This is a genomic window from Pseudoalteromonas sp. T1lg76 (assembly GCF_002964725.1).
In the GTDB taxonomy this organism is placed as follows: Bacteria; Pseudomonadota; Gammaproteobacteria; order Enterobacterales; family Alteromonadaceae; genus Pseudoalteromonas.
This window is the reverse complement of sequence record NZ_PQCE01000038.1, coordinates 15122-37819: the sequence shown is the minus strand read 5'-3', so window position 1 is coordinate 37819 and position 22698 is coordinate 15122. Positions and strand designations below refer to the sequence as shown.

26 protein-coding genes and 1 pseudogene are annotated in these 22698 nt (G+C 51.0%); 13 read left to right on the top strand and 14 right to left on the bottom strand.

All coding sequences use genetic code 11. The features are described 5' to 3' along the window. Window positions 1-6 precede the first annotated feature (6 nt). Window positions 7-891, bottom strand: a complete 885-nt coding sequence (locus C2M35_RS13835; RefSeq protein ID WP_105200396.1) for a LysR family transcriptional regulator — start codon at window positions 889-891, stop codon at window positions 7-9. Window positions 892-1018: 127 nt separating this feature from the next. Between C2M35_RS13835 and C2M35_RS13830 the strand changes: the two genes are divergently transcribed. Then, entirely contained in the window at window positions 1019-1588 is a 570-nt protein-coding gene (locus C2M35_RS13830; protein WP_105200397.1) for an NADPH-dependent FMN reductase, read from the top strand. Here the strand turns inward: C2M35_RS13830 and C2M35_RS13825 are convergent. Genes C2M35_RS13825 through C2M35_RS13815 form a run of 3 tightly spaced genes read right to left on the bottom strand, consistent with a single transcriptional unit; the run spans window position 1577 to window position 3162 of the window. After that, entirely contained in the window at window positions 1577-2074 is a 498-nt protein-coding gene (locus tag C2M35_RS13825; RefSeq protein WP_105265587.1) for a YgjV family protein, read from the bottom strand. The genes C2M35_RS13830 and C2M35_RS13825 overlap by 12 nt on opposite strands. Window positions 2075-2129: 55 nt before the next feature. Next, window positions 2130-2693 (bottom strand): Crp/Fnr family transcriptional regulator, encoded by a 564-nt coding sequence (locus C2M35_RS13820; RefSeq protein ID WP_105265586.1) that lies wholly within the window; start codon window positions 2691-2693, stop codon window positions 2130-2132. Window positions 2694-2703: 10 nt separating this feature from the next. Then, entirely contained in the window at window positions 2704-3162 is a 459-nt protein-coding gene (locus C2M35_RS13815) for a tellurite resistance TerB family protein (protein ID WP_105265585.1), read from the bottom strand. A gap of 68 nt (window positions 3163-3230) precedes the next feature. Here C2M35_RS13815 and C2M35_RS13810 point away from each other — a divergent pair, with 68 nt between their 5' ends. Continuing rightward, window positions 3231-3575: a hypothetical protein gene (locus C2M35_RS13810; RefSeq protein WP_442792761.1), complete on the top strand. Its 345-nt coding sequence runs from the start codon at window positions 3231-3233 to the stop codon at window positions 3573-3575. Here C2M35_RS13810 and C2M35_RS13805 read toward each other — a convergent pair. The 6 genes and pseudogenes from C2M35_RS13805 to fabR all read right to left on the bottom strand — a co-directional run bounded on the left by C2M35_RS13805 (window position 3572) and on the right by fabR (window position 9900). Further along, a complete protein-coding gene (locus tag C2M35_RS13805) occupies window positions 3572-4168 on the bottom strand; it encodes a hypothetical protein (RefSeq protein WP_105265583.1) in 597 nt (198 codons plus the stop codon). The genes C2M35_RS13810 and C2M35_RS13805 overlap by 4 nt on opposite strands. A 70-nt stretch (window positions 4169-4238) precedes the next feature. Continuing rightward, window positions 4239-4838, bottom strand: coding sequence for a 3-isopropylmalate dehydratase small subunit (gene leuD / locus C2M35_RS13800; protein ID WP_105265582.1), 600 nt, complete (start codon window positions 4836-4838; stop codon window positions 4239-4241). Then, window positions 4838-6237: pseudogene (gene leuC, locus C2M35_RS13795) on the bottom strand (3-isopropylmalate dehydratase large subunit). The gene leuD and the pseudogene leuC overlap by 1 nt, the downstream one beginning before the upstream one ends. A gap of 21 nt (window positions 6238-6258) precedes the next feature. After that, a complete protein-coding gene (gene leuB / locus C2M35_RS13790; RefSeq protein ID WP_105200405.1) occupies window positions 6259-7335 on the bottom strand; it encodes a 3-isopropylmalate dehydrogenase in 1077 nt (358 codons plus the stop codon). Beyond that, window positions 7332-8879 (bottom strand): 2-isopropylmalate synthase, encoded by a 1548-nt coding sequence (gene leuA / locus C2M35_RS13785; RefSeq protein WP_105200406.1) that lies wholly within the window; start codon window positions 8877-8879, stop codon window positions 7332-7334. Before leuA ends, leuB begins: the two co-directional genes overlap by 4 nt. A gap of 406 nt (window positions 8880-9285) precedes the next feature. Continuing rightward, the gene (fabR, locus tag C2M35_RS13780) at window positions 9286-9900 is read right to left on the bottom strand and encodes an HTH-type transcriptional repressor FabR (RefSeq protein ID WP_105200407.1); all 615 of its coding nucleotides are present in this window, start codon (window positions 9898-9900) and stop codon (window positions 9286-9288) included. Between the two features lie 99 nt (window positions 9901-9999). Between fabR and C2M35_RS13775 the strand changes: the two genes are divergently transcribed. The 3 genes from C2M35_RS13775 (at window position 10000) to C2M35_RS13765 (ending at window position 14107) form a co-directional block, all read left to right on the top strand. Further along, complete coding sequence (locus C2M35_RS13775) at window positions 10000-11130, top strand: acyl-CoA desaturase (protein ID WP_105200408.1); 1131 nt, start codon at window positions 10000-10002, stop codon at window positions 11128-11130. Window positions 11131-11168: 38 nt separating this feature from the next. Next, window positions 11169-12599: a Si-specific NAD(P)(+) transhydrogenase gene (gene sthA / locus C2M35_RS13770; RefSeq protein WP_105200409.1), complete on the top strand. Its 1431-nt coding sequence runs from the start codon at window positions 11169-11171 to the stop codon at window positions 12597-12599. 131 nt (window positions 12600-12730) lie between these two features. Then, window positions 12731-14107, top strand: coding sequence for a TonB family protein (locus C2M35_RS13765; RefSeq protein ID WP_105200410.1), 1377 nt, complete (start codon window positions 12731-12733; stop codon window positions 14105-14107). 58 nt (window positions 14108-14165) lie between these two features. Here C2M35_RS13765 and hemE read toward each other — a convergent pair whose 3' ends face one another. Further along, on the bottom strand, window positions 14166-15230 hold the full coding sequence (hemE, locus tag C2M35_RS13760) for a uroporphyrinogen decarboxylase (RefSeq protein ID WP_105200411.1): 1065 nt from the start codon (window positions 15228-15230) through the stop codon (window positions 14166-14168). A 441-nt stretch (window positions 15231-15671) separates the two neighbouring features. On the opposite strand from hemE, the gene rsd reads away from it, so the two are divergent. Then, a complete protein-coding gene (gene rsd, locus C2M35_RS13755; protein ID WP_105258333.1) occupies window positions 15672-16139 on the top strand; it encodes a sigma D regulator in 468 nt (155 codons plus the stop codon). 98 nt (window positions 16140-16237) lie between these two features. Here the strand turns inward: rsd and fkpA are convergent, their stop codons facing one another. Together fkpA and C2M35_RS13745 are read right to left on the bottom strand one after the other, a co-directional pair. After that, on the bottom strand, window positions 16238-16990 hold the full coding sequence (gene fkpA / locus C2M35_RS13750) for an FKBP-type peptidyl-prolyl cis-trans isomerase (protein WP_105200429.1): 753 nt from the start codon (window positions 16988-16990) through the stop codon (window positions 16238-16240). Between the two features lie 327 nt (window positions 16991-17317). Then, window positions 17318-17623 carry a hypothetical protein gene (locus C2M35_RS13745; protein ID WP_105265581.1) on the bottom strand — a complete coding sequence of 102 codons (306 nt, stop codon included), beginning with the start codon at window positions 17621-17623 and terminating at the stop codon, window positions 17318-17320. A 56-nt stretch (window positions 17624-17679) separates the two neighbouring features. Between C2M35_RS13745 and C2M35_RS13740 the strand changes: the two genes are divergently transcribed. Next, entirely contained in the window at window positions 17680-17895 is a 216-nt protein-coding gene (locus C2M35_RS13740; RefSeq protein ID WP_105200413.1) for a SlyX family protein, read from the top strand. Between the two features lie 12 nt (window positions 17896-17907). On the opposite strand, the gene C2M35_RS13735 is transcribed toward C2M35_RS13740, so the two are convergent. Then, window positions 17908-18108: a YheV family putative zinc ribbon protein gene (locus tag C2M35_RS13735; RefSeq protein WP_105190300.1), complete on the bottom strand. Its 201-nt coding sequence runs from the start codon at window positions 18106-18108 to the stop codon at window positions 17908-17910. Between the two features lie 121 nt (window positions 18109-18229). On the opposite strand from C2M35_RS13735, the gene C2M35_RS13730 reads away from it, so the two are divergent. From C2M35_RS13730 to C2M35_RS13710, 6 genes are all read left to right on the top strand, one after another. Continuing rightward, the gene (locus C2M35_RS13730; RefSeq protein ID WP_105200414.1) at window positions 18230-20143 is read left to right on the top strand and encodes an ATP-binding cassette domain-containing protein; all 1914 of its coding nucleotides are present in this window, start codon (window positions 18230-18232) and stop codon (window positions 20141-20143) included. Continuing rightward, entirely contained in the window at window positions 20130-20603 is a 474-nt protein-coding gene (locus C2M35_RS13725; RefSeq protein ID WP_105265580.1) for a TIGR02444 family protein, read from the top strand. Before C2M35_RS13730 ends, C2M35_RS13725 begins: the two co-directional genes overlap by 14 nt. Before the next feature lie 85 nt (window positions 20604-20688). Then, entirely contained in the window at window positions 20689-20835 is a 147-nt protein-coding gene (locus C2M35_RS15680) for a DUF3149 domain-containing protein (RefSeq protein ID WP_158677986.1), read from the top strand. 181 nt (window positions 20836-21016) lie between these two features. Continuing rightward, window positions 21017-21991 (top strand): hydrolase, encoded by a 975-nt coding sequence (locus tag C2M35_RS13720; RefSeq protein WP_199774432.1) that lies wholly within the window; start codon window positions 21017-21019, stop codon window positions 21989-21991. Next, entirely contained in the window at window positions 21988-22251 is a 264-nt protein-coding gene (locus tag C2M35_RS13715; protein ID WP_105190304.1) for a YheU family protein, read from the top strand. The genes C2M35_RS13720 and C2M35_RS13715 overlap by 4 nt, the downstream gene beginning before the upstream one ends. A gap of 118 nt (window positions 22252-22369) precedes the next feature. Beyond that, window positions 22370-22687 carry an antibiotic biosynthesis monooxygenase family protein gene (locus tag C2M35_RS13710; RefSeq protein ID WP_105265579.1) on the top strand — a complete coding sequence of 106 codons (318 nt, stop codon included), beginning with the start codon at window positions 22370-22372 and terminating at the stop codon, window positions 22685-22687. Window positions 22688-22698 lie beyond the last annotated feature (11 nt).

The window sequence follows — 22698 nt, the reverse complement described above, 5'->3', positions numbered from 1 at the left end:
CTTGCGTTAGGAGCGAAAGTGCTGCTTGAGCAATTGCGCAAAGGCTTGAACCTTGGCACTGCGGTGCATTTGGTGGTGCGTTACCAACCAGATATCGTGCTGCCAATTAAGTTCCTTGGGCAACACGGGGCGCAGCTGAGGGTATAGGCGAGCCACCTCTTTTTGCATGCCGCCAATCCCCAGACCATTGACCACGGCGCGGTTGGCGTCGGATGTTTCCGACACCCGCAGGGTGATTTGCGACGCGTTAATATGCTCATCAACCCAAGCAAAGTAAGGAACCCGGCTATTAAAACCGGCTACCCCGGAAATAAAGTGATGCTGCTGCAACTCACTTAACGACTTGGGCTCCCCCATGCGTGCCAAGTAACGCTCGTGGGCAAAAAGCCCTGAATCTCGGATACACAGGTGCTGAGCAATATAGTCACCTTCGTCGGGACGCGGACCTGCGCGCACGGCTATATGCGCCTGACCATGATCGAGACGTAAGCGCTTTTGATCTAAGAGTATCTCTAACTGCACTTGCGGATGACGCTGTTGAAAAATCTCGCACACGGGCGCCAGAAGATCGATAAAACCACTGACCGTGGTCAACAACAATGAACCGCTTAATGTGGTGTCGGCGGCCATGATGCTGCTGTGCAGAGATTCAAGCTGCTCGTTAATCTGCTCGGCACTGGCAAACAGCTGGGCGCCGGTTTCTGTCACCGTATAGCCTCGGGCATGACGATGAAACAAACGGGTATTCAAGCTTTGCTCGAGATGGTTAATGCGCCTTAACACAGTGCTGTGATGCACACCTAGCGCCTGAGCTGCCGAAGTCAGGGTGCCGCGGCGGGCAACCTCAAAGGCCACCTTAATATCCTGCCAATCGCTAAACTCACTCGCCATGGCTTCGTCCTTATGTGTTTATATGCACATAAGCTTTGCGTTTTTTACGCTTTTTTGCAAGGCGATTTTCTTTTAAAGTAACCTCCAAGCACACAGCAACCATTGCCACTGCATAAGGATCACCAATATGACTAACGCAAAAATCATCGCCCTGGCGGGCAGCCTACGTAGCAACAGTTTTAACCACGCAGTTATCGCCCATGCCGCCGAGCTGGCAAGGCAGCAAGGCGCGGAAGTTGAAGTTCTATCCCTGGCCGAACTTGACCTACCTATGTTTAATGAAGACATTGAAGCCCAAGGCACACCCGCAAGCGTCAATATCCTCAAAGACAAGCTGCGCTCGGCAGATGCCATCTTGTTGGCCAACCCGGAGTACAACGGCTCTATCACCGCGGTGTTAAAAAATGCCATCGACTGGGCATCACGCACCGAGCCAGGCGCCATGCCGGCATTTCGCAATAAGGTGGTAGCCTTATTTGCCGCCTCACCCGGTGGTCTGGGTGGTCTGCGTGGCCTTAACCATGTTCGCGATATTCTCAGCGGCATCGGCGCCCTGGTACTAGGGGATCAGCTTGCCATAGGTGGCGTACATACCCTAGTTGATGAACAAGGTCAGATCAATGACGCCGCCACCAGCGAGAAAATCAATGCACTAACGGCGCAACTGGTCTATGTCACCGAGAAACTAAAGGGTTAAGCTACGGCGAAAGCGATACAGGCCAATAAGATTGCTGGTAAGGAACAGGGCCTCCATCACCATGGCGACCGGCGAGCCAGCAATCACTGCAAAGGCCAACCAAAAGCAGGTGCCGAACAACATGCTGACACGCATACGCACCTGCTCCCCCTGAAAAGCCGCATAGGTTTGCAAACAACTGCCGGCCACCGCCAATAACGACCACCAGGAATCCATTACCAAGACGCCAAGCACTAAGGCGCAAAGGATAAAAAAGCGCATCAATTGCCGGCGCTGATAGCGAATGCTGATGGCATACCGTACCGAGGCCAGCGCCATTAAGGCCGCCCCTGCCGGCTGTTGCAACAACACATAATGAATGGACGTCAATGCCGTCGAGGCGACCAAGCAGGCCAGCACATAATGACGGCGATAGAATTGAAACGACATTAAATCAAGCGCCACGGCAATGGCCGCAAGCACTTGGGAAATAAGATAATAGGTCATGCTTCCTCCGCACGCCAATAATGAACGGACGACGGCAAAAGCGCCTTAACCTTTGTTAATTGATCCCTAATCGAGCACGAATACGTGACAGGCTGACCGCGCTGATCCCCAGGTACTTAGCGACCTGATGTAAACTCAGCTGTGCCAACCAGTGGCGGCGATGTTGATAGAGATATTGATAGCGCTGCTGCGGTGTTTGCAGCAAGAGAAACGCTTCTTTGGCTTCCTTATACAACACCTGCTGTTTTAACAGTGCCAGCACCAGGGCTTGCCATTCAGGCCGAGAGAGGGCATCAATAGGCACGCGCAATACCAGGCTCGGTTTAAGCACCTCAATATTGTATTGGGCAGCACCTTGATTGATCCAAGCGCTGTATAAGAACACCAACTCCCCAGCAAAATAGAACTCTTTATAATGTTCGCAGCCCGCTTCATCCAGATGGGTCGCCACCAGCACGCCGGAAACAATAAAGTAAGCATATTCCTGCATCTCTCCCTGGCTAAGCAGGCGTTGCCCCGGCACCATGTCTAGGTAGGACTTATCCGCTGTCGCCTCTATCTGCGCTTGCAGCTGACGATTAAGCTCAGGGTTGACCTCCCCCAGTCCTTCATAAGCCATGTCGGCTCCTTTAACTTGCCGACTGGCCAGCCGACTGGGCCGCTAATTTGGCTTTAATAAAGTCGTTGTGGGTAACATAGAGCAAGTCGGCAACGCGACGCACCACGTGCTCCTCGTGTTTATCCAGCTCGCCATCCGCATAGGCCAGTTGCCACAGCAGTTGCACTATTTCCACCCTCTGCTCGGCACTGGTGTTGTCATTGATCTGTTTAGAAAAGCGGAAGTAATCTATGGCGTCGTCCAAGTCCCGGGTGGCGGCCTTGATCAGGGTATCCACCTGCTCCATATCTAGGGCAAAGTACTTTTGCAATAAAGCCTGCAAACTTGCTTGCTCTTGCGCCTGTAGCTCGCTGTCGGCGCGCATCACCTCAACCAATAGGGCGGCCACCGAGATTTTAAAATCCGGTAATCGCGGCTGCTCGGGTGTTGCCGCCAGGGACGTAAAAAACTGCTTAATATGCTCTAACATGGCAGGGCCCTCGCTAAGTGTTACACTCACTGTAATGGATACGCAGTACTGAGACAACAGGGGCGATTATGACTCTACATACACCTTTGCTGGCAAGCATGATGATATTGCTGGCAGCCAGTAGCTACGCGCAAACGCCCGAGGGCAAACGCGAGAAGCTTTATGACTTCGACGAAAAGGTACATTACTACCAAACCAAGCTGGCCGATAAGCGCTATCGCCTGGAAGTAGTGGCCGATGATTACGAGCACTTTCAACGCCAGAGTGTGTTTCTGTTGCGTCACGCACGCAAGTTGTGCCGCAGCGCAGCATTTAACATACAAGTATTTGAAGGGGTGCAGGAATATGATCGCTTCCCCACTACCCCACGCGCCTATGAACCCAATCTATTGACCGAAGTCAGCTGCGATTAGTCCGTATAACCCCAAGGCGCGGCTGGCGCTGCAATGGGCTTGGTCAGGTCAAAGTCAACGCGGAACTCACGTCCTTCGCGCACTAAGCGATAAGTGAACTTTTCAGGGTAGATATACATTTGCCAGGTATTGCCGATTGACTGGGGAATACCCTGAGCAACAAACAACTCTTTGGAATACTGATCCGCAGGGAAAGACTGCACATTGGCATAGCCGGCATCCTGGGTATGACCGCCATACATGGTTGAGGCATCGTCGGTGCCGTCTTCATGGCGGTGATCATGCTTCAGACTTAAACCACTACCGGTTTTAGTGATAATCCAGGTCCGTGACGCATCCTCGCCCACATGAAAAGGAATTTGCAATTCGCTGTCGCTACAACGGCGCACATGCATCACCAGCTTAGCCTCGCTAAAGCTGCTTGGACCGGCGTTATCAACACTCACTTCACCTTGGTAGGCCTTACCACAATGCGCTTTGAGATTGTTAAAGAAAGCATCGTGGCTGGGAATAGACACTAAAGGCGCAGGGCGTGCAGCGGCAACCGTGCTCAGACTTAATACTGTCGCACTAATGGCAAAAGCTAATTTCATGATGTTCATCCATTACAAAAATAAAGCGCCATAGTAGCGCTTTAATTATAGGTATTACGAGTTTTTGAGATTATTGCCAAGGACGCTCGACCTGCAACTGCTGCTCAAAGGCTTCAATTTGCGGATTAAACTGCTCGGTGACCCCGATAAAGTCCAGGCCGCTCAGCAGACGCTCCTTAATATCGGCGCGCACCTCAAAGGCAATGGGCGCAAAGGCCGCGCTCAGCAATTGCTGGTTTTGCAAATCAACATCTATATGCAAGGGCGTGTCGCCCTGCGCCAGGGCAAATAAGGTATCAAGCTGCTCGCTGGGCAAGGTAATGGCCAGCATCTGGTTATTGGCGCAATTATTAAAGAAGATATCGGCAAAGCTTTCGGCAATAATCACACTGAAGCCATATTGCTTTAACGCCCAGGGTGCGTGCTCACGGGATGAGCCACAGCCAAAGTTATCGCGACTAAGCAGCACGCTGGCGCCCTGATATTGCGGGTAATTAAGCACAAAGCTTGGATCCGGCTCTCCACTTTCCAGGTAACGCCAGTCGTAAAACAAGGCCTTATCAAAGCCATCGCGACTGGTGGAGGTTAGAAACTGTTTTGGAATTATCTGATCTGTATCGACATTATTCTTGTCCAAAGGGGCGACTAACCCAGTGTGAAAATAGCTCATTAGTTGGCTCCTTGAATATCGACGAAGTGGCCGGCAATGGCGGCAGCAGCGGCCATAGCTGGGCTGACCAAATGAGTGCGACCACCGCGCCCCTGACGGCCTTCAAAATTACGGTTAGAGGTGGAGGCGCAGCGCTTACCCGGCGCTAAACGATCATCATTCATGGCTAGACACATGGAGCAACCCGGCTCTCGCCACTCAAAGCCAGCGGCCTTAAAGATTCCGCTAGGCCTTCGTCTTCCGCTTGTTTTTTCACTAATCCTGAGCCGGGTACAATCAAGGCTTCAATACCAGGAGCTACCTGCTTACCGGCAACAATTTCGGCGGCAGCGCGCAAATCTTCAATGCGGCTATTGGTACAGGAGCCTATAAAGACGGTATCAACACTGACCTCGCTCAACTTTTGACCCGGCTTAAGATCCATGTATTTCAAGGCGCTGCGGATGGCATCGGCCTTGATTAAATCCGTCTCTTGCTGCGGATCGGGAATAGGCTCATTCACACCTATGACCTGCTCCGGGCTGGTGCCCCAGGTGATTTGCGGCTGTATCTGGGCAGCATCAATTTCGATAACCTTATCAAATACCGCATCGGCGTCACTGCGCAAGGTCTGCCAGTAGGCAATGGCGGCGGCAAAGTCTTCACCGCGCGGTGCAAAAGGACGACCCTCAAGGTAGGCATAGGTTTTTTCATCCGGGGCGATTAAGCCGGCCTTGGCGCCCATTTCTATACTCATATTGCACAGCGTCATGCGCGCTTCCATCGATAGTGCTTCAATGCCGGTGCCGCAGAATTCGGCGACATAGCCTGTACCACCGGCGGTGCCTAATTGACCTATCACTGCCAAGATTAAGTCTTTTGCCGTCACCGTCGGGCGTAAAATGCCATCAACTTGAATCTTCAGCGACTTGGCTTTTTTCTGCTGCAAAGTTTGAGTCGCCAGCACATGCTCGACCTCGGAAGTTCCTATGCCGTGCGCCAAGGCACCAAAGGCACCATGGGTTGAGGTATGGCTGTCGCCACAGACTATGGTGGTGCCGGGCAAGGTGATGCCCTGCTCCGGCCCCATGACATGGACTATGCCTTGGTTAATGGAATCAAGATCGTACAAGACGATGCCGAAGTCTTTGCAGTTTTGCGCCAGGGCCTGCAACTGATTACGCGACACCTCGCTGGCGGCAGCCAATGAACGGCTCTTGGTAGAAACGTTATGATCCATGGTGGCAAAGGTTTTTTGCGGGCAACGCACAGGGCGGTTTTTCTCGCGCAGACCGGCAAAGGCCTGGGGCGAGGTCACCTCATGCACCAGGTGACGGTCGATATAAAGCAAATCGGTTTGTTCGTTTAAATGGGCAACACAATGCGCCTGCCAAATTTTGTCGTATAGGGTTTGGGCCACTTGCTCGTTCCTCATTCTCGGTTAAATTCGCTCAACAATGGCCTTGGCCACATCTTTGGTGCTATAGCCCGCGTGCGGGAAGATATCCGGGGTGCCGACACCGGCGGCCACCGCTTCGGCCACCGCTTTTTCAATGCGCCGCGCCGCTTCGTCCTGGCCCAGGGAGTAACGCAGCATTAACGCCGCACTTAAAATCTGCGCTATGGGGTTGGCAATACCCTGACCGGCAATGTCCGGGGCCGAGCCGCCGGCAGGTTCATACAGACCAAAGCCAGATTGATTCAGACTTGCCGAAGGCAGCAAGCCCATGGAGCCGGTGATCATCGCGCATTCGTCGGAAAGGATATCGCCGAACAGGTTATCGCACAGCAACACATCAAATTGGCTGGGCTGTTTAACCAACTGCATGGCGGCGTTATCTATATAGATGTGGTCTAAAGTGACATCCGGGTAATCGCGACTCACCTCATTAACCACCTCACGCCATAGCACGCTGGTTGCCAACACATTGGCCTTATCCACCGAAGTCACATGATTTCGACGCAGGCGCGCGGCATCAAAGGCAAAACGGGCGATGCGCTCGATTTCTTCACGGGAATAAGTCTGGGTATCAAACGCCGCTTCCTGAGCACCCGTGCCACTGCGACCCTTTTCACCAAAATAAATACCGCCGGTCAGCTCGCGCACGCATAAAATATCGAAACCGTTGGCACTGATATCCTGGCGCAGCGGTGAGGAATGACTTAACGCCGGTAATAGTTGTGCCGGGCGCAGGTTACAGAACAAGCCAAAGTGTTTGCGCAGCGGCAACAAGGAAGCTCGTTCCGGTTGTTGTTCCGGCGGCAGGCCTTCCCATTTAGGGCCGCCAACGGCACCAAATAAGATGGCGTCGGCACGCTCGCAGGCTGTTAGCGTGTGCGCCGGCAAGGCTTCACCAAATTCATCTATGGCACAACCGCCAACCGCATGATGCGCCAGGGTTAGGGAAAACCCGAATACCTCACTGGTGGCCGCCAAAACCTGCTCGGCCGCCGCCATGACTTCCGGACCTATGCCGTCACCCGCTAATACGGCGATACTATAACTTTGTTGACTCATCCTGCTTTCCTTTGTTGCTTTAAGCTCGACACCTGTTGGGCTCGATAAATAATGTTGTACACACGCACCATGGCATGCACCGAGGCTTCGACAATATCTGCCGCCAAGCCTGCGCCGTGATAGGTACGCCCTTGATATTTAGCAATAATATCCACCTGACCCAAGGAGCTGGCGCCCTGACCTGTGGCGTCCAGGTTGTATTCGATTACATCCACATCCATGCCGGTTAAGCGCGCTAAGGCAGCAAACGAGGCCTCGACCGGGCCATTGCCCGTAGCCGCTTCTTGTTTCTGCTCGCCGGCCACACTAAGGCCGATAGTCGCAGTAGCCACGGATTGGGAGTTTGAAGTGGCATTGACATACTGCAATTGGTAATGCTCATCCTTATCGCGGATTTGATTAAAGTAGATCATCGCTTCCAGGTCGTAGTCATAAACCGTGCCTTTTTGGTCGGCCAGCTCCAAGAAGCTGGTATACAAGCTGTCCATATCATAGTCATCGCTATGATAGCCAAGCTCGCTTAGGCGGTGCTCTATCACATGACGACCGGAGCGCGAGGTCATATTTAACTGGTTGCTGGGCACGCCGACGCTTTCCGGTGACATGATTTCATAGGTATTTTGCGCTTTTAGGACGCCATCCTGGTGAATACCCGAGCTATGGGCAAAGGCGTTTTCGCCAACAATGGCTTTATTAGGCTGCACCGGCATATTGCATATTTTCGCCACCTGACGTGACGCCCGGTAAATCTCCTCGCTACGAATATCCGTATGCACCTTAAGGTGGTCCTGACGCATCTTCATGATCATCGCCACCTCTTCCAAGGAGCAGTTACCGGCGCGCTCTCCTATGCCGTTAACAGTACATTCGATTTGGCGCGCCCCCGCTTGCACCGCAGCAATGGAGTTGGCCACAGCCAAACCCAAATCATTGTGACAGTGCACGCTTAAGCGTGCCTTATCTATGTTTGGCACATGGTTCATTAAATGATGGATCATCGCCGCATACTCATCCGGGGTGACGTAACCCACGGTATCCGGCAGGTTAATGGTGTTGGCGCCAGCGGCTATGGCCTGCTCGACGATGCGGCATAGGTGATCATGAGGCGTGCGCCCGGCATCTTCACAGGAAAATTCCACATCATCGGTGTAGTTACGGGCTTGCTTAATGGCCTTCACCGCCATAGCGGTAGCATCATCCAAAGACATTCGTAACTTATGTTCTAAATGCAGTGGACTGGTGGCGATAAAGGTATGAATACGCCCCTGCTGCGCCGTTTTTAAAGCCTCGCCGCAAGCTTCAATGTCTTTAGCTACCGCTCGTGCCAAACCGCAGATAATCGGCCCCTTTACTTCGCTGGCAATGCGCTGCACGGCACGAAAATCGGCGGGACTGGAAACAGGAAAGCCCACCTCCATCACATCAACATTAAGGCGACTGATAGCATGAGCGAGCTGCAGCTTGTCATCTTCGGTCAAACTTGCCTTTAGCGCCTGCTCACCATCGCGTAAGGTGGTGTCAAAGATCCAAACCTTGTCTTGCATATTCTGTCCTCATCCTCAGTGCCCAATGCCAAAAATTAACCCGTTAGAAATAAAAAACCCCGCTCAGTGCGGGGTCTTATTCAAAGTCTGTGTCACACACAGCCAACGCGCTACGCCCCGCAGTCTTGCTCTAGGAGCAGCAGGTTGAGTAAGCGAGTAATTGACTGAGTAGTGTGCATCATGGGTATTCGTTCGTTTGTAAGTTGGCTATTTTTTAACACTAACCAAGGGGCAGAAGCAAGCATAAAAAATCCAACAAAAAGGGATTTTAAGCTGGGTTTAAGGAAAATAATTCCAAGAAAAAACAAAAAGTGGAATATAAAAACCAAGATAAGAAGGAAAGGCACAGAGGCTAACTCTGCGCCTGGGGATCTCTGCGTATATTATTTTATTTTAATGGCTGGGTTTATTTGCTGTTTTTTTGCGCGTAATGATACCCGCCGAAGGAAATATATCTAAGCTGCCACTGCAAACGCTCTACCAGCTCCTCGCGGGCCTGACCTTCTAAATCCAGTGCTTCCGCTCCTGAGGTAAAAACGATTGTCACCATGGCCTCGGCCTGCATATAGGCATGATGGCTATCACACTGGGTTTCGCCTTCAAGATAATGAGCCAGCTCCAAAATAAAGTGTTTAATCTCGCGAGCAACGGCGGAACGAAATGCTTTCGAGGTACCCGAGCGCTCCCGCAGCAGCAGTCGAAACTGGTTGGGCTGGTTGTCGATAAACTCCATAAAGGTGAGCACTGAGGTGGAGATCACACTGCCACCACTGGCAATACGACGACGCGCCTGGCGCATCAACTGGCGCAGGGTTAAACCGGCTTCATCAACCATGGTCAGACCCAGTTCGTTCATGTCTTTAAAATGGCGATAGAAGGACGTCGGGGCAATACCTGCTTCACGGGCCACCTCACGCAAACTGAGGTTAGAAAAGCTATGCTCAGCACTCAATTGGTTAAAGGCCGCCGCAATTAATGCTTGACGGGTTTTCATTTTTTGCTGGGCACGAACTCCGGCCATGGTTGCTACCTAAGCTGATAAAAACTCAAGTCTAATACTTGACGCTAAGAGATTGAACCTCTATTTTAGCGTACACTTGTACGCTGAGATTTTTTATAAATGAAAAAACCCCCTCTTTTATGGCTCAATGTGCTGTTTTTCAGCCTATCTTTTTTGGCCGCTATTACCCTTGTTCCCTGGTACGGTATAACCCAGGGTTACAGCGCTTCTCATTGGTGGGCCTTTGTTGCCTGTATGTTTTTTGCCGGTCTTTCAATCACCGCCGGCTACCACCGTTTATGGGCTCATAAAGCCTATGAGGTGCACCCAGTCATTGAAGTTATCTTTGCCCTCGGCGGCGCCTTTGCTCTGCAAAACAGTGCCTTGCACTGGAGCAGTGACCACAGGGTACACCATGGTCAGGTCGACGATCCGGAGAAGGACCCCTATGCCGCCACCCGAGGTTTTTGGTACAGCCATATTGGCTGGATGCTGCGCGATTACCAGGGTGAGGCCTACAGCAACTACAACAACGCCCGCGACCTGCAACGCAACAAGGTGGTCATGTGGCAACATAAGCATTATATGAAGTTGGTGATCTTGATGAATATCGGCCTGCCCCTGCTGCTCGGGGTTCTTTTTGGCGACATCATCGGCATGCTGTTACTGGCGGGCTTACTGCGTCTGGTGTTATCTCAGCACTTTACCTTCTTTATTAACTCCCTGGCCCATATCTGGGGTTCGCGTCCTTATACTCAAAAAAATACCGCCCGTGATAATGGCTTGCTGGCGCTGCTTACCTATGGCGAGGGTTATCATAACTTCCACCACATTTTTGCCAGCGACTACCGCAATGGCATTCGTTGGTGGCACTACGATCCAACCAAATGGATGATCCGCACCTTCGCCTATGTGGGGCTGGCGAAAAAACTTAAACGCACACCCATAGAACGCATCGAGCAGGCCAAGGCGCAAACCTTATTGACTAAAACCAAGGTCGAACTTGCCGCTAAGGAAGTCGCTCATGATAAACTGGCGCTATTGCAAAACGAGTACGAAGTATTGCTGAAAAAACTGCAGCATTTTTGTCAGGTACAGAAGCAGGTGCTTGAAGCAAAAAAGAATTCGATGCTGCAACAATGCGAAAAATCCGCTTTAATGAAGCAATATCATGAACTAGAAGATGCTTGGCAAACACAAAAGCAGGCCTGGTTGGCGTTAAATGCACGCTTACTAAAGGCGTATAGCTAAGAGCAGATTGCCGGGTTTAAAAGGGTAAAGGAGTGAGCGTGGCCAAACAAACCACAAGTAAGAAGAAGCCCGAGGCGGCATACCAGTATGACGCCATTATTATTGGTACAGGCCCTGGGGGTGAAGGCACCGCCATGAACCTGGCCAAAAGCAATAAAAGGGTGGCAGTGATCGAACGCCAGCGCGCAGTCGGTGGTGGCTGCGTGCATTGGGGAACCATTCCTTCCAAGGCTCTGCGCCACTCGGTCAGCCGTTATATCGAATACAAGGCCAACCCCTTGTTCCATATCTCAGAGCGTCCTAGCCGCCTGACCTTTGGTGATATTCTACGTCATACCAGCGCGGTGATCTCTAAACAGTCGAGCTTACGCAGCAGCTTTTATGAACGCAACCGCATCGACCTGTATCAAGGTGATGCTAGCTTTATCGATCAGCATACGGTTCAGGTGCAACATCAGGACGGGTCAATCGAGCAACTAAGCGCGCCAACCATAGTGATAGCCACTGGCTCACGCCCCTATCGTCCGGCGGAAATCGACTTTAATCATCCCCGCGTCTATGACAGCGACACCATTTTAAATCTGCAACACGATCCACAGCGCATTCTAATTTACGGCGCAGGTGTGATTGGTTGTGAGTACGCTTCTATTTTCAAAGGCTTAGGCACCAAGGTTGATCTGGTTAACACCCGTGATCGCTTACTGGCCTTTATGGATGACGAGATTTCCGATGCCCTAAGCTACCACTTTTGGAACAGCGGCATATTTATTCGCCACAATGAAGAATTCGATCGCGTAGAAACCCGCGACGACGGCATCATTATGCATATGAAGTCGGGCAAGCGGGTCAAGGCCGACTGCCTGCTCTTTGCCAATGGCCGCACCGGTAACACAGACACCTTAAACCTGGCAGCGGTAGGCTTAAAGGCCGACAGCCGTGGCCAACTTAAGGTTAATGAGAGCTACCAAACCGACGTCGATAATATCTATGCGGTCGGCGATGTCATTGGTTACCCCAGCTTGGCCAGCGCCGCCTTTGACCAGGGGCGTATTTGTGCCGATGCCATAGTCAAAGGGGAATGTAACGAAAAGCTGATCATAGATATCCCCGCCGGCATCTACACCATTCCGGAAATGAGCTCGGTAGGTAAAACCGAACAGCAGCTTACCGCCGCCAAAATTCCCTACGAGGTAGGTCGGGCCCAGTTTAAACACCTGGCTCGGGCGCAAATTGCCGGCACAGATGTGGGTAGCCTAAAGATTCTATTCCATAGCGAAACCAAGGAAGTCCTAGGGGTACACTGCTTTGGTGAGCGTGCCTCGGAGATAGTGCATATCGGTCAGGCCATTATGGAGCAGAAAAATGGTGGCAATAATGTCGAGTACTTCGTCAATACCACCTTTAACTACCCGACTATGGCCGAAGCCTACCGGGTGGCGGCACTAAACGGGCTTAATCGTTTAGTTTGATATAGATTAAGAAAATACCCTTTATAAATACAAAAATGGGCCTTGTGCCCATTTTTTAGCATTCAGCCCTTGTTCAACTGTAAAATTATTGTAAACTCGGTGATATAATAAGAAAAAGTTAGGAAAAGGGAATGAAAATACGTGCTTTTGGTCTTTGTGCAGCATTAAGTCTGGCAAGTTTCGCCACATTCGCCGATTATTCCAGCGCGCAGAAAGATCTCCAAAATAAAAATTTCGACGCCGCCTTCTCTGAATTTAAAAAGCTCGCCGAGCAGGGGCACCCCCAAGCCATGTTCGAGCTGGCCAAGATGTATGAGCAGGGCCTTGGAGCCCCAGCCGATATCTACAACGCTTTTTCTTGGTATATGCTCGCCCTGGATTACGGTAACGACGACGCCAAAGATCGCTATCGTGATATCCGCAGTACTGTCCCCTCTCGTAAAGACGGGAAAGACCACTACAAGGCATTGTCATACAAATTCGGTTATGACAAACACCAGCAAACCCTGGCGCCCATTGAAGATAAATCCGGCCACGATGCTCGCTATATTTCGGTTAAACAAAAGGTAAATCCGGAATATAACGATGAGGGCGGTATTCAAAGCGCCTGGGCTACGGTGAGCTTTGACGTTAACCAGCAGGGTCATGTTATAAATGAGCGGGTGATCGCCTCCTTCCCGAAAGGAGTAATAGATGACGCCGCCTTAGCCGCTATTACCCAGTGGCAATACAATGTACCTAACGACTACAGCGGCGAACCGCAAGCTGTGTTCGACCTAACTCACACCTTTGAATTACAAAGCAGCCAGAACAATTATCGCCGTGAATATAAGTCACAATTGGCGGAGTATTCACAAAAGCTTAAAGCGCTCGCCGTTCAAGGTAATAACTACGCCCAGGCTCGCTACGCCATGATGCTGGAAGCCGGCTTAGTGGACAACAGCGATGAGCATTACCTGGATTGGTACTACCGCGCTGCCATTAACGGCAACTATGACGCGCAATTATGGTTGGTTCGTTGCTTTGAATACGGCACTGCCTGTAAAGCCGATAAACAAAAGGCTTATAACTGGTTGGAAGTAGCCAGCCACAGCGGTAACGAGCGCGCTCAATATCAATTGGCCAACAAGCTGCTCGACTATGAAACTGTGCATTATGACCTGGATAAAGCGGCGAAAATTCTTAAACAAGCCACGCATCAGCAGTATCTGCCGGCGATGATCGCCTATGCCAAGCTGCTTGCTTTTGCCGATAAGGAATCGATCCGCAACTATGAAGAAGCGGTAAAATACGCCGAGCTTGCTCGCGCCGAAGCACCGGATAACCCGGTCCTGCTTTCCGTACTGGGTGTTGCCTACAGCGAACTGGGACGCATGCAGCAAGGTGAAAAATACCTGCGCCAGGCATACGACGAAGCCAAGCGCCGTAACTGGCCAACGCAGAATTACCTGGAGCTGATGGAAGGCCGTGCCTCCATGATGGCCAACGGCACCAGCCTGATTTACTAAAGGCAGCTAACAGACACAAAAAAGCCCGCAACTGCGGGCTTTCTTATTTAGGCTGTACTTACTTGTGGTATTGCGCACTTAGCTCATGTACGGCATTGATAAAGGCACCGGCGTGCTCAGGATCAACGTCCGGGGTAATACCATGGCCTAGGTTGAATACATGACCACTGCCATGACCAAAACCGGCCAAAATCGACGCTACTTCTTCACGAATGCGCTCAGGTGAGGCATGCAGCATGGATGGATCCATATTACCCTGCAGTGCCACCTTGTCGCCTACACGGCGCTTGGCATCGGCAATATCTATGGTCCAATCCAGACCTATGGCGTCACAGCCGGTCGCAGCAATCTTTTCGATCCACTGACCACCGCTCTTAGTGAACAGGGTGACCGGTACCTTGCGGCCATCGTTTTCACGAATTAAGCCATCAACGATTTTGTGCATGTAACGCAGTGAGAACTCTTCGTAGTCACGCGGGCTTAATACCCCACCCCATGAATCAAAAATCATTAAGGACTGCGCACCGGCTTTTACCTGCGCATTCAGATAGCTGGTAACCGAGTCGGCCAGCTTGTCTAGCAACAAGTGAAGCGTTTTAGGCTCAGCAAAGGCCATTTTCTTAATTTTACCGAAGGTTTTGCTCGAACCGCCCTCAACCATGTAGGTCGCCAGGGTCCAAGGTGAACCAGAGAAACCGATTAAAGGCACTTCGCCCTTAAGCTCGCGACGAATGGTGCGAACCGCGTTCATCACGTAGCCCAGCTCGTCTTCCGGATCGGGAATGGCGATCTTAGCAACATCTGCATAACTCGTTACCGGGCGCTCAAATTTAGGGCCTTCACCGGTTTCGAAGTACAGTCCCAAGCCCATGGCATCAGGAATGGTCAGAATGTCGCTGAACAGAATCGCCGCGTCCAAAGGATAACGACGCAATGGCTGTAAAGTTACCTCACAAGCGAGCTCGGCATTTTTACATAAGCTCATAAAGTCCCCGGCCTGAGATCGGGTAGCGCGATACTCTGGCAAATAGCGACCGGCTTGACGCATCATCCATACCGGCGTTTTATCAACGGGCTGTTTAGCTAAGGCACGTAAATAACGATCATTTTTCAATTCGCTCATGGCGTAACTCTTTCGGTTCAAATTTTAGTTGGGCGGGATTCTACCATAACCTAGATTCACTATGATGAAATAGATCATGGAAATGCACATTTGTGCATCAGCAAATGTGAAGCTTGATAAAAAAATGTAAATTTTTTTGTTAAAAGAACTTGCAACGCTTATACGACCTTGGTATAACTAATGCCGTTCTAGAGAATAATAATAAAAAGTTAGAACAAACATAATAAAAAGAAGCTCGTACAACGAGACTGCTAAAGAAATTCGGCCACCCTTGCGGTGGCTTTTTCTTTTCCAGCGCTTTATTTCTCTAACCTGCCTGATAACAATCATCCGACCTCCGCCCTGTAATAATCTGAAATAATAATTGTGAAAAATAGGTTGACCTTTGCCTCAGATTTCCCTTTTATAGAAGGTAACGCCAGCGAGGTTAGGAGAGCAATGATGTTATCGCAATTGGAAAAAGCACAACAAAAATGGGGTGGTAGCCATAGCGTCATCGATAAGTGGTTAACCGACCGCCAGGAACTATTGGTGCAGTACTGCGGCCTAGCGGGTCCGGCGCACCATGGTAAGCATGATCAGGCATTACCGGAGCAAGCCAATATCCAGAGTTTTTGCCAATTACTGATGGACTACCTCTCAGCCGGCCATTTTGAAATCTACGACGACATAGTTAAGCAATGCGAAAGCCGCGGCGAAGACAGTCTGAAATTAGCGCGCTCCTTGTATCCGCAAATTTCCGCCACCACAGATATCGCCCTCGACTTTAACGATAACTACGCGGAAACCAAAAGCGACGATTTACTTGAGAACTTCGATAAAGACCTATCGCAGCTCGGCGAAGCACTGAGCATTCGCTTTGAATTGGAAGATGAGTTGATCCACAACCTCTACACCAATCACACTTAATTCAATACACAAAAAAGCCCCGCTCATTGAGTGGGGCTTTTTTTTGCGTTTATGCTTGTGTGCGGCAGTGTTGACCACCGCACAACAACTAACCCTGATTACTCAGCGTCAGTCTTTTCCGCTTTAACGATCTCAAGCAGCTCAACTTCGAATACCAGCGTTGAGTTAGCAGGGATCTTACCTAGGTCACGCTCGCCGTAAGCAAGCTCTGAAGGAATAGTGAACTTGTACTTAGAGCCAACAGGCATAAGTTGTAGACCTTCAGTCCAGCCAGGGATAACGCGGTTAAGCGGGAAGCTGGTAGGTTCGTTACGAGAGTAAGAGCTGTCGAACTCGGTACCGTCAATCAAGGTGCCTTTGTAGTGTACCTTAACCGTGTCGGTTTCAGCTGGCTTGTCGCCTTCGGCAGCCGTCAGCACTTCCCACTGTAGGCCAGACTCAGTTACCGTCACGCCTTCTTTCTTAGCGTTATCGGCTAGGTATTTTTCACCTTCTTCTTTGCTCTTGGCTGCAGCGGCTTTCGCTTGCTCTTGCTGCTTAGTACGTACTGACTCATCAAGAGTAGTTAGCACTTCACGAATTTTCTCTTCGTCTAGCTTGGCTTCACCGGCTAGCGCATCTTTAAAACCACGTAGCAATAGCTCTTGGTCAAGCACGATACCCAGCTCTTTTTTGTCCGCTAGATCTTTGTTTAGGAAAGTACCCACAGAGGCACCAATACCATAAGCCTGTTGCTGAGCTTCAGTTTCTAGTTTTACTTCTTTTACTTCTTGCTTAGCTGCTTCTTGGTTACACGCTGCAAGGGCTAGTACTGATGCCGCTACAAGCGATAGCTTAATTGTTTTTTTCATATCTATCTCCGGCAACATAGGGTTGCCAATTTAAGGTTACAAAACTAAATTTTGATTAACAGACCTTAACCCGTAAAGCCCATTTTTCCAACTCCAGCATGAGGCTGTTTTTCAAATTACTTTAATGAAATAATTAGAAAAACAACCTTGAGTTGCGACCCTAGTCTAACTGCTTGAAGCAACAGAGTTAAGGGACACGTGCAAATTTATGATAATAATTTGCACACTAGTCGTTACGGCCTTGTGAAGCCTGATTGTCGCCCGTCAGCCGCAGCAATTCTATGCTGTTAAACAGCACCCACACGCCGCCATATAAGAAGGCGGTCGTTATAGCCTGGTGTCCGGGATAGACATGGTGTCATCACCTGCAACAATCAAGTCAGGGCGCTGAAATTTCAATGGTACTTGAGTGAAGATGAACAGAATCTGGTTATCGCCCTGGATATTTACGCCGATAACAGCACGGCAGCAAATGCCAAGCAGGGGTTCGGGAGCTGACAACAGGTGCACAGCACAGTAATTTGCAGTATATTGCCTGCCAGAAAATGTCCAACGCTGTGGAATATCCTCTGCAGCAAACGCGTGTTGGATTATCAGGTTGCGGCCAGCCGTTGCCTTAACGAACAGAATCAACTGAGCACCTAAAGTTCCAGTGCTCGGTCCGAGTATTTTGAGATTAAGAGAAGCCCATGAACCACTTAGAAGCACGTATTGAAAGTCTCGAGGCCAAGGTGGCGTTTCAAGACGAGACCATAGATATACTGAATGATGAGCTTAAGGCGCACCAACAGCAGATGGCGAAGATGCGCCGTCAGATGGAGCTATTGGGCGAGAAGTTCCGTGAAGTGCAAAGCAGTTCGACAATGATGCCGCAGGAGCAAGAGCCGCCCCCGCCGCACTACTAACAAACCCTAAGCTTATTCTGGTTTAAAAACGCCGATCACCTGCTCAAACTGACGTGTTGAGGCTTGTACGGCGTTTTCCGGCTGGGTCATGATATGACCGCACTCAACACACTGCACTTTTTCCACATCATGTTCTTTATACAGCATCATGGTATCCATTTGCTGACACTCGGGACAACTGGCCCCGGCAATAAAACGCTTTTTCTGTTTCATACTCTCAACCCCTTGGCCGAAAACACCCGGCTTTAAAGCGCCAGTTTATCATAAAAACTTTCCCGCTAGGACAAGGACTCCATGATATGATATCGGCCATTATTCACACCATGCAGTAACTATGATTCAAATCAGCGACATCGAGCTTTTACGCGGCCCAAAATGCCTGTTAAAAAATGCCAGTGCAACCCTCTTCCCACAACATAAAGTGGGCTTAGTGGGCAGTAATGGCTGTGGTAAATCGAGCCTGTTTGCCCTGCTTAAAGGCGAACTGCAACTCGATGCCGGTGAAGCCAAAATTCCCAAGGAATGGTCCATAGCCTCGGTTAAGCAGGAAACTCCGGCGCTGGATATCAGCGCCCTAGAGTATGTGTTGCAGGGCCATCCGCAATACTATGCGCTGCGCACCGAGCTCAAAGCAGCGGAACAAAGTGGCGACGGCGATACCCAGGCCAGGGTGCACCAACAGCTGGAATTGATGAAGGGTTACAGCATTGAGGCCAAGGCCGGAGAGCTGCTGCACGGTTTAGGCTTTTCCAATAATCAAATTGATTACTCGGTCAGCGACTTTTCCGGGGGCTGGCGTATGCGCCTCAACCTGGCGCAGGCGCTGATCCGCGATGCCGACCTGCTGTTGCTCGATGAACCGACCAACCACTTGGATCTCGATGCCGTGTACTGGCTCGAGCGCTTTTTGCGTGCCTACAGCGGCACCCTGGTACTTATCTCGCACGACCGAGAGTTTCTAGATGCCGTGGTCGGTGAAATCTGGCACATAGATCAACAGCTGATCAATGTGTACAAGGGCAATTACTCCCAGTTTGAACGCCAAAAGGCCGAGCGTTTGGCCCAGCATCAGGCGCAATTTGTTAAACAACAGGAACAAATTGCCCATTTAGAAAAGTTTATCGCCCGCTTTAAGGCCAAGGCCAGTAAGGCCAAACAGGCCCAAAGCCGGGTTAAGGCCTTAGAGCGCATGGAAAAGCTGGCCCCAGCCCATGTCGACTCACCGTTCGACTTTAGCTTTGCCGAGCCCGATGCCCTGCCCAATCCCTTGATCGCCCTTGATGGCGCCCAGGCCGGCTATGGCGACACCACCATTTTGCACAGCATTAAGCTCAACCTGGTACCGGGTAGCCGCATCGCCCTGCTCGGTCGCAATGGTGCCGGTAAATCCACACTGATCAAATTACTGGCTCAAGAGATCAAACCTCAGGCCGGTGAGGTGTTTTATCACCAGGGCCTCAAGGTGGGTTACTTTGCTCAGCATCAGTTGGAAGCCCTGGATTTAGAGGCCAGCCCGGTGACCCACCTGCAACGCCTGGACCCGCAGGCCAGCGAGCAGTCGCTGCGTGATTTCCTTGGCGGCTTTGCCTTTATCGGCGATAAGGCGCTGGAGGCGGTAGCGCCCTTCTCCGGCGGCGAGAAAGCCCGCCTGGTGTTGGCCATGCTGGTCTATCAAAAGCCAAACCTGCTGTTACTGGATGAGCCTACCAACCACCTGGACTTGGAAATGCGTCATGCCCTGGTTATGGCATTGCAAGGTTTTGAAGGCGCCATGGTGACGGTATCGCACGACCGCCATCTGTTAAAGAACACCGCCGATGAGTTTTATCTGGTCGACAGCGGCGAAGTGAGCCAGTTTGGTTATGATCTCGATGCCTATTACCAATGGCTGCTTAAGGCCAATCAGGCGGAAAAACCTGCACAAAACAATGAAGATAAGGCCCATTCTAGCGCCAACCGCAAGGAGCAAAAGCGCAAGGAAGCCGAGTTTCGCAAGCAGGTGCAGCCGCTGAAAAAAGCCATTGAGAAGCTGGAGAAGCAGCTTGATAAGCTCAGCCCACAGCTAAGCGAGATAGAGCAGCAGCTCAGCGATAACAGCCTGTATGAAGAGCAGCATAAGGAAAAGCTCAAACAATTGCTGGCACAGCAAACCGAGGCGGCAAAACAGCAGGAGCAGGTGGAAGAAGAATTGCTGGAGCTGATGACCGAGCTCGAAGAGCAAGAGCAGGCCTTTTATGAGCAAGATTAGCGCCGCAGAGTTTTGGCGCTTTAGCCTGACTGTGTACGCCAACCCCCAGGTGCAAAAAGCCCTGTTGCAGTGGCAGGACGAGTACGACCTGAATGTCAATCTCTGCCTGCTGCTGGCCTATTTAGACTGCCACCAGCAAGCCCTGGACTCTTCCCAGTTGCAAGCGCTGCAAACGGCCATGACGCCCTTTAACCAGCTTGCCCTTAAACCCCTGCGCCAGGTGCGCGCCGAGGTTAAGGCGCAGCAGGGGTCCTTGCACGACTACCCGGCACTGCGCCAGCAGTTACTCGACCTCGAACTGCAATTTGAACGCCAGCAGCAAATGCAGTTGGTACAGGCCTGTAACACCCTGAAACTGCGCTCTGAGAGTAAGGTCAACAACCTGGCTTTGTATCTACCCAGCTCCCTACTGCCGCTAAATGCTGATCTGGATCAAGCTCTGCACGCAATCACAGACTAACCCTAAAATAACCTTGATCTAGGTCATATTGCCACCGGCTCGGCTCTCCTACACTAGCCATATCAAAGGAACAGGAGACGCCATCATGCAAGTATTCTTTCGCGACTTTTTCTCAGACCCGGTGCTGTTTATGTCTTTTGGCATACTGACTGTAGTGATTTTACTTTGCTTGTTCTATGTGGGCTATTTCGTGAAGAAAGTCATGGACGCCGAGGTTCCTGAAGGAAACTAATTACCCCGCCACGGGTCAAGCTTATACGCCCTTGGCTACCAACCAAATTAAGCACGACGCACAAAGCCTCCTCTAATCTTGCATTAGCGGAGGCTTTATTTTTATGCGATAAAAATGAGCATGTCGCCAAACTTTGTTACTATAGTGCGCGATGTATTCTGATTTTGTTGGTAAATATTCAGTGAGTAACCACTTTACCCCTGCCTGGTGGATGCCCGGCCGCCACCTGCAAACCATTTTACCGCGCTTTTTTCGCCCCGGTTTTAAGGTGAATGTCAGCCGCGAAATCATCACCACGGAAGATGATGACTTTCTCGATCTTGCCTGGGCACAACCGGCCCAGCCGGATAAGCCACTGGTGATCATCCTCCATGGTCTGGAGGGTAATATCGACAGCTTTTATGCCAAGGGCATGATGCTGGCGTTGCAAGCGACAGGGATGGATGCGGTGCTGATGCATTTTCGCAACTGCTCCGGCGAACCAAACCGACAAACCCGCGCCTATCACAGCGGCGAAACTCAGGATTTAGGCTTTTTTATCCGCACTCTGCAGCAACGTTTTCCCGGACGTGCCTTAGCGGCGGTCGGCTTTTCACTCGGCGGCAACGTCCTGGCCAAATACCTGGGTGAGCAGCGCGAGCACAGTGGTCTTAAGGCCGCGGCGGTGATCAGCGCCCCTCATGATTTATCCAGCTCCTGTCAGGTGATCCGCAAAAGCCTGGGCAAAATTTATCAGCACTACCTGCTTGGCCGCATGAAAAAGTCCATGACCCGCAAGCTGCCGCACTTAAAAGGCGCGCTTGATATGAGTGCCGAGCAGCTCAACAGCATAAATGACCTGTGGCAGTTTGACGATATGATCACCGCGCCCCTGCATGGTTTTAACGGCGCCGAGGATTACTACCAAAAAAGCAGTGCCAAGCCCTATCTTAAGCATATTGCCACCCCGACCCTGATAATTCATGCCGAAGACGACCCCATGCTGGCAACGCCGGCGGTACCGCGTCCGCAAGATGTCTCCGCCGCCGTTGATTTACGCGTATCGGCCAAGGGCGGGCATGTGGGCTTTATCAGTTGCAGCGGCTGGTTTAAACCGGAATTTTGGTTAGAGCAAACCGTACCCCAATACTTCTTAGAGCAATTAGAAAACGCATGATCATTCCCTACCAAGAATTAAGTAAAGAAGCACTTACCAACCTCATAGAGCAATTTATTCTTCGCGAAGGCACCGACTATGGTGAAACCGAGGTGGACAAGGAAACGAAAATCGAACAGGTGCTTGGCCTGATAAAAAGCGGCGAGGCACTGATCGTTTACTCGGAACTCCATGAAGAAGTAAACATTATGAGCGCCCAGCAGTTTAAGCAAATGCAGGCCGAGGAAGGCGACTATCACATTGATAGGGATGAGTTTTAATCGGGGCTGGCAAATACCAGCCCGTACCACTACCAGCATTTTTCGCTAACCAAACTCACCCGCGGCTGTTATGCTGATCACCTAAAGCAGCAGCCCACTCAGCCAACAAGGAATGTGTATGCCGTTAATCGCTCAAACCCCTGAACCGCCCTACTACACGGTTATTTTTACCTCGGTGCGCACCGAGATAGATGAAGGCTATGGCGACACCGCCACCCGCATGGTAGAGCTGGCCGAGCAACAGCCCGGCTTTTTAGGCGTCGAATCTGCTCGCGAGGAAGTGGGCATCACCGTCTCCTACTGGGCCGACCTGGAATCGATAAAAAACTGGAAGCGCAATATGGAGCACCTTGCAGCGCAAAAGCTTGGACGCGAAAAATGGTATGCGTCATTTAAGTTGCGTATAGCTAAAGTCGAGCGGGATTATGGGATGTAAGTAACAACCTC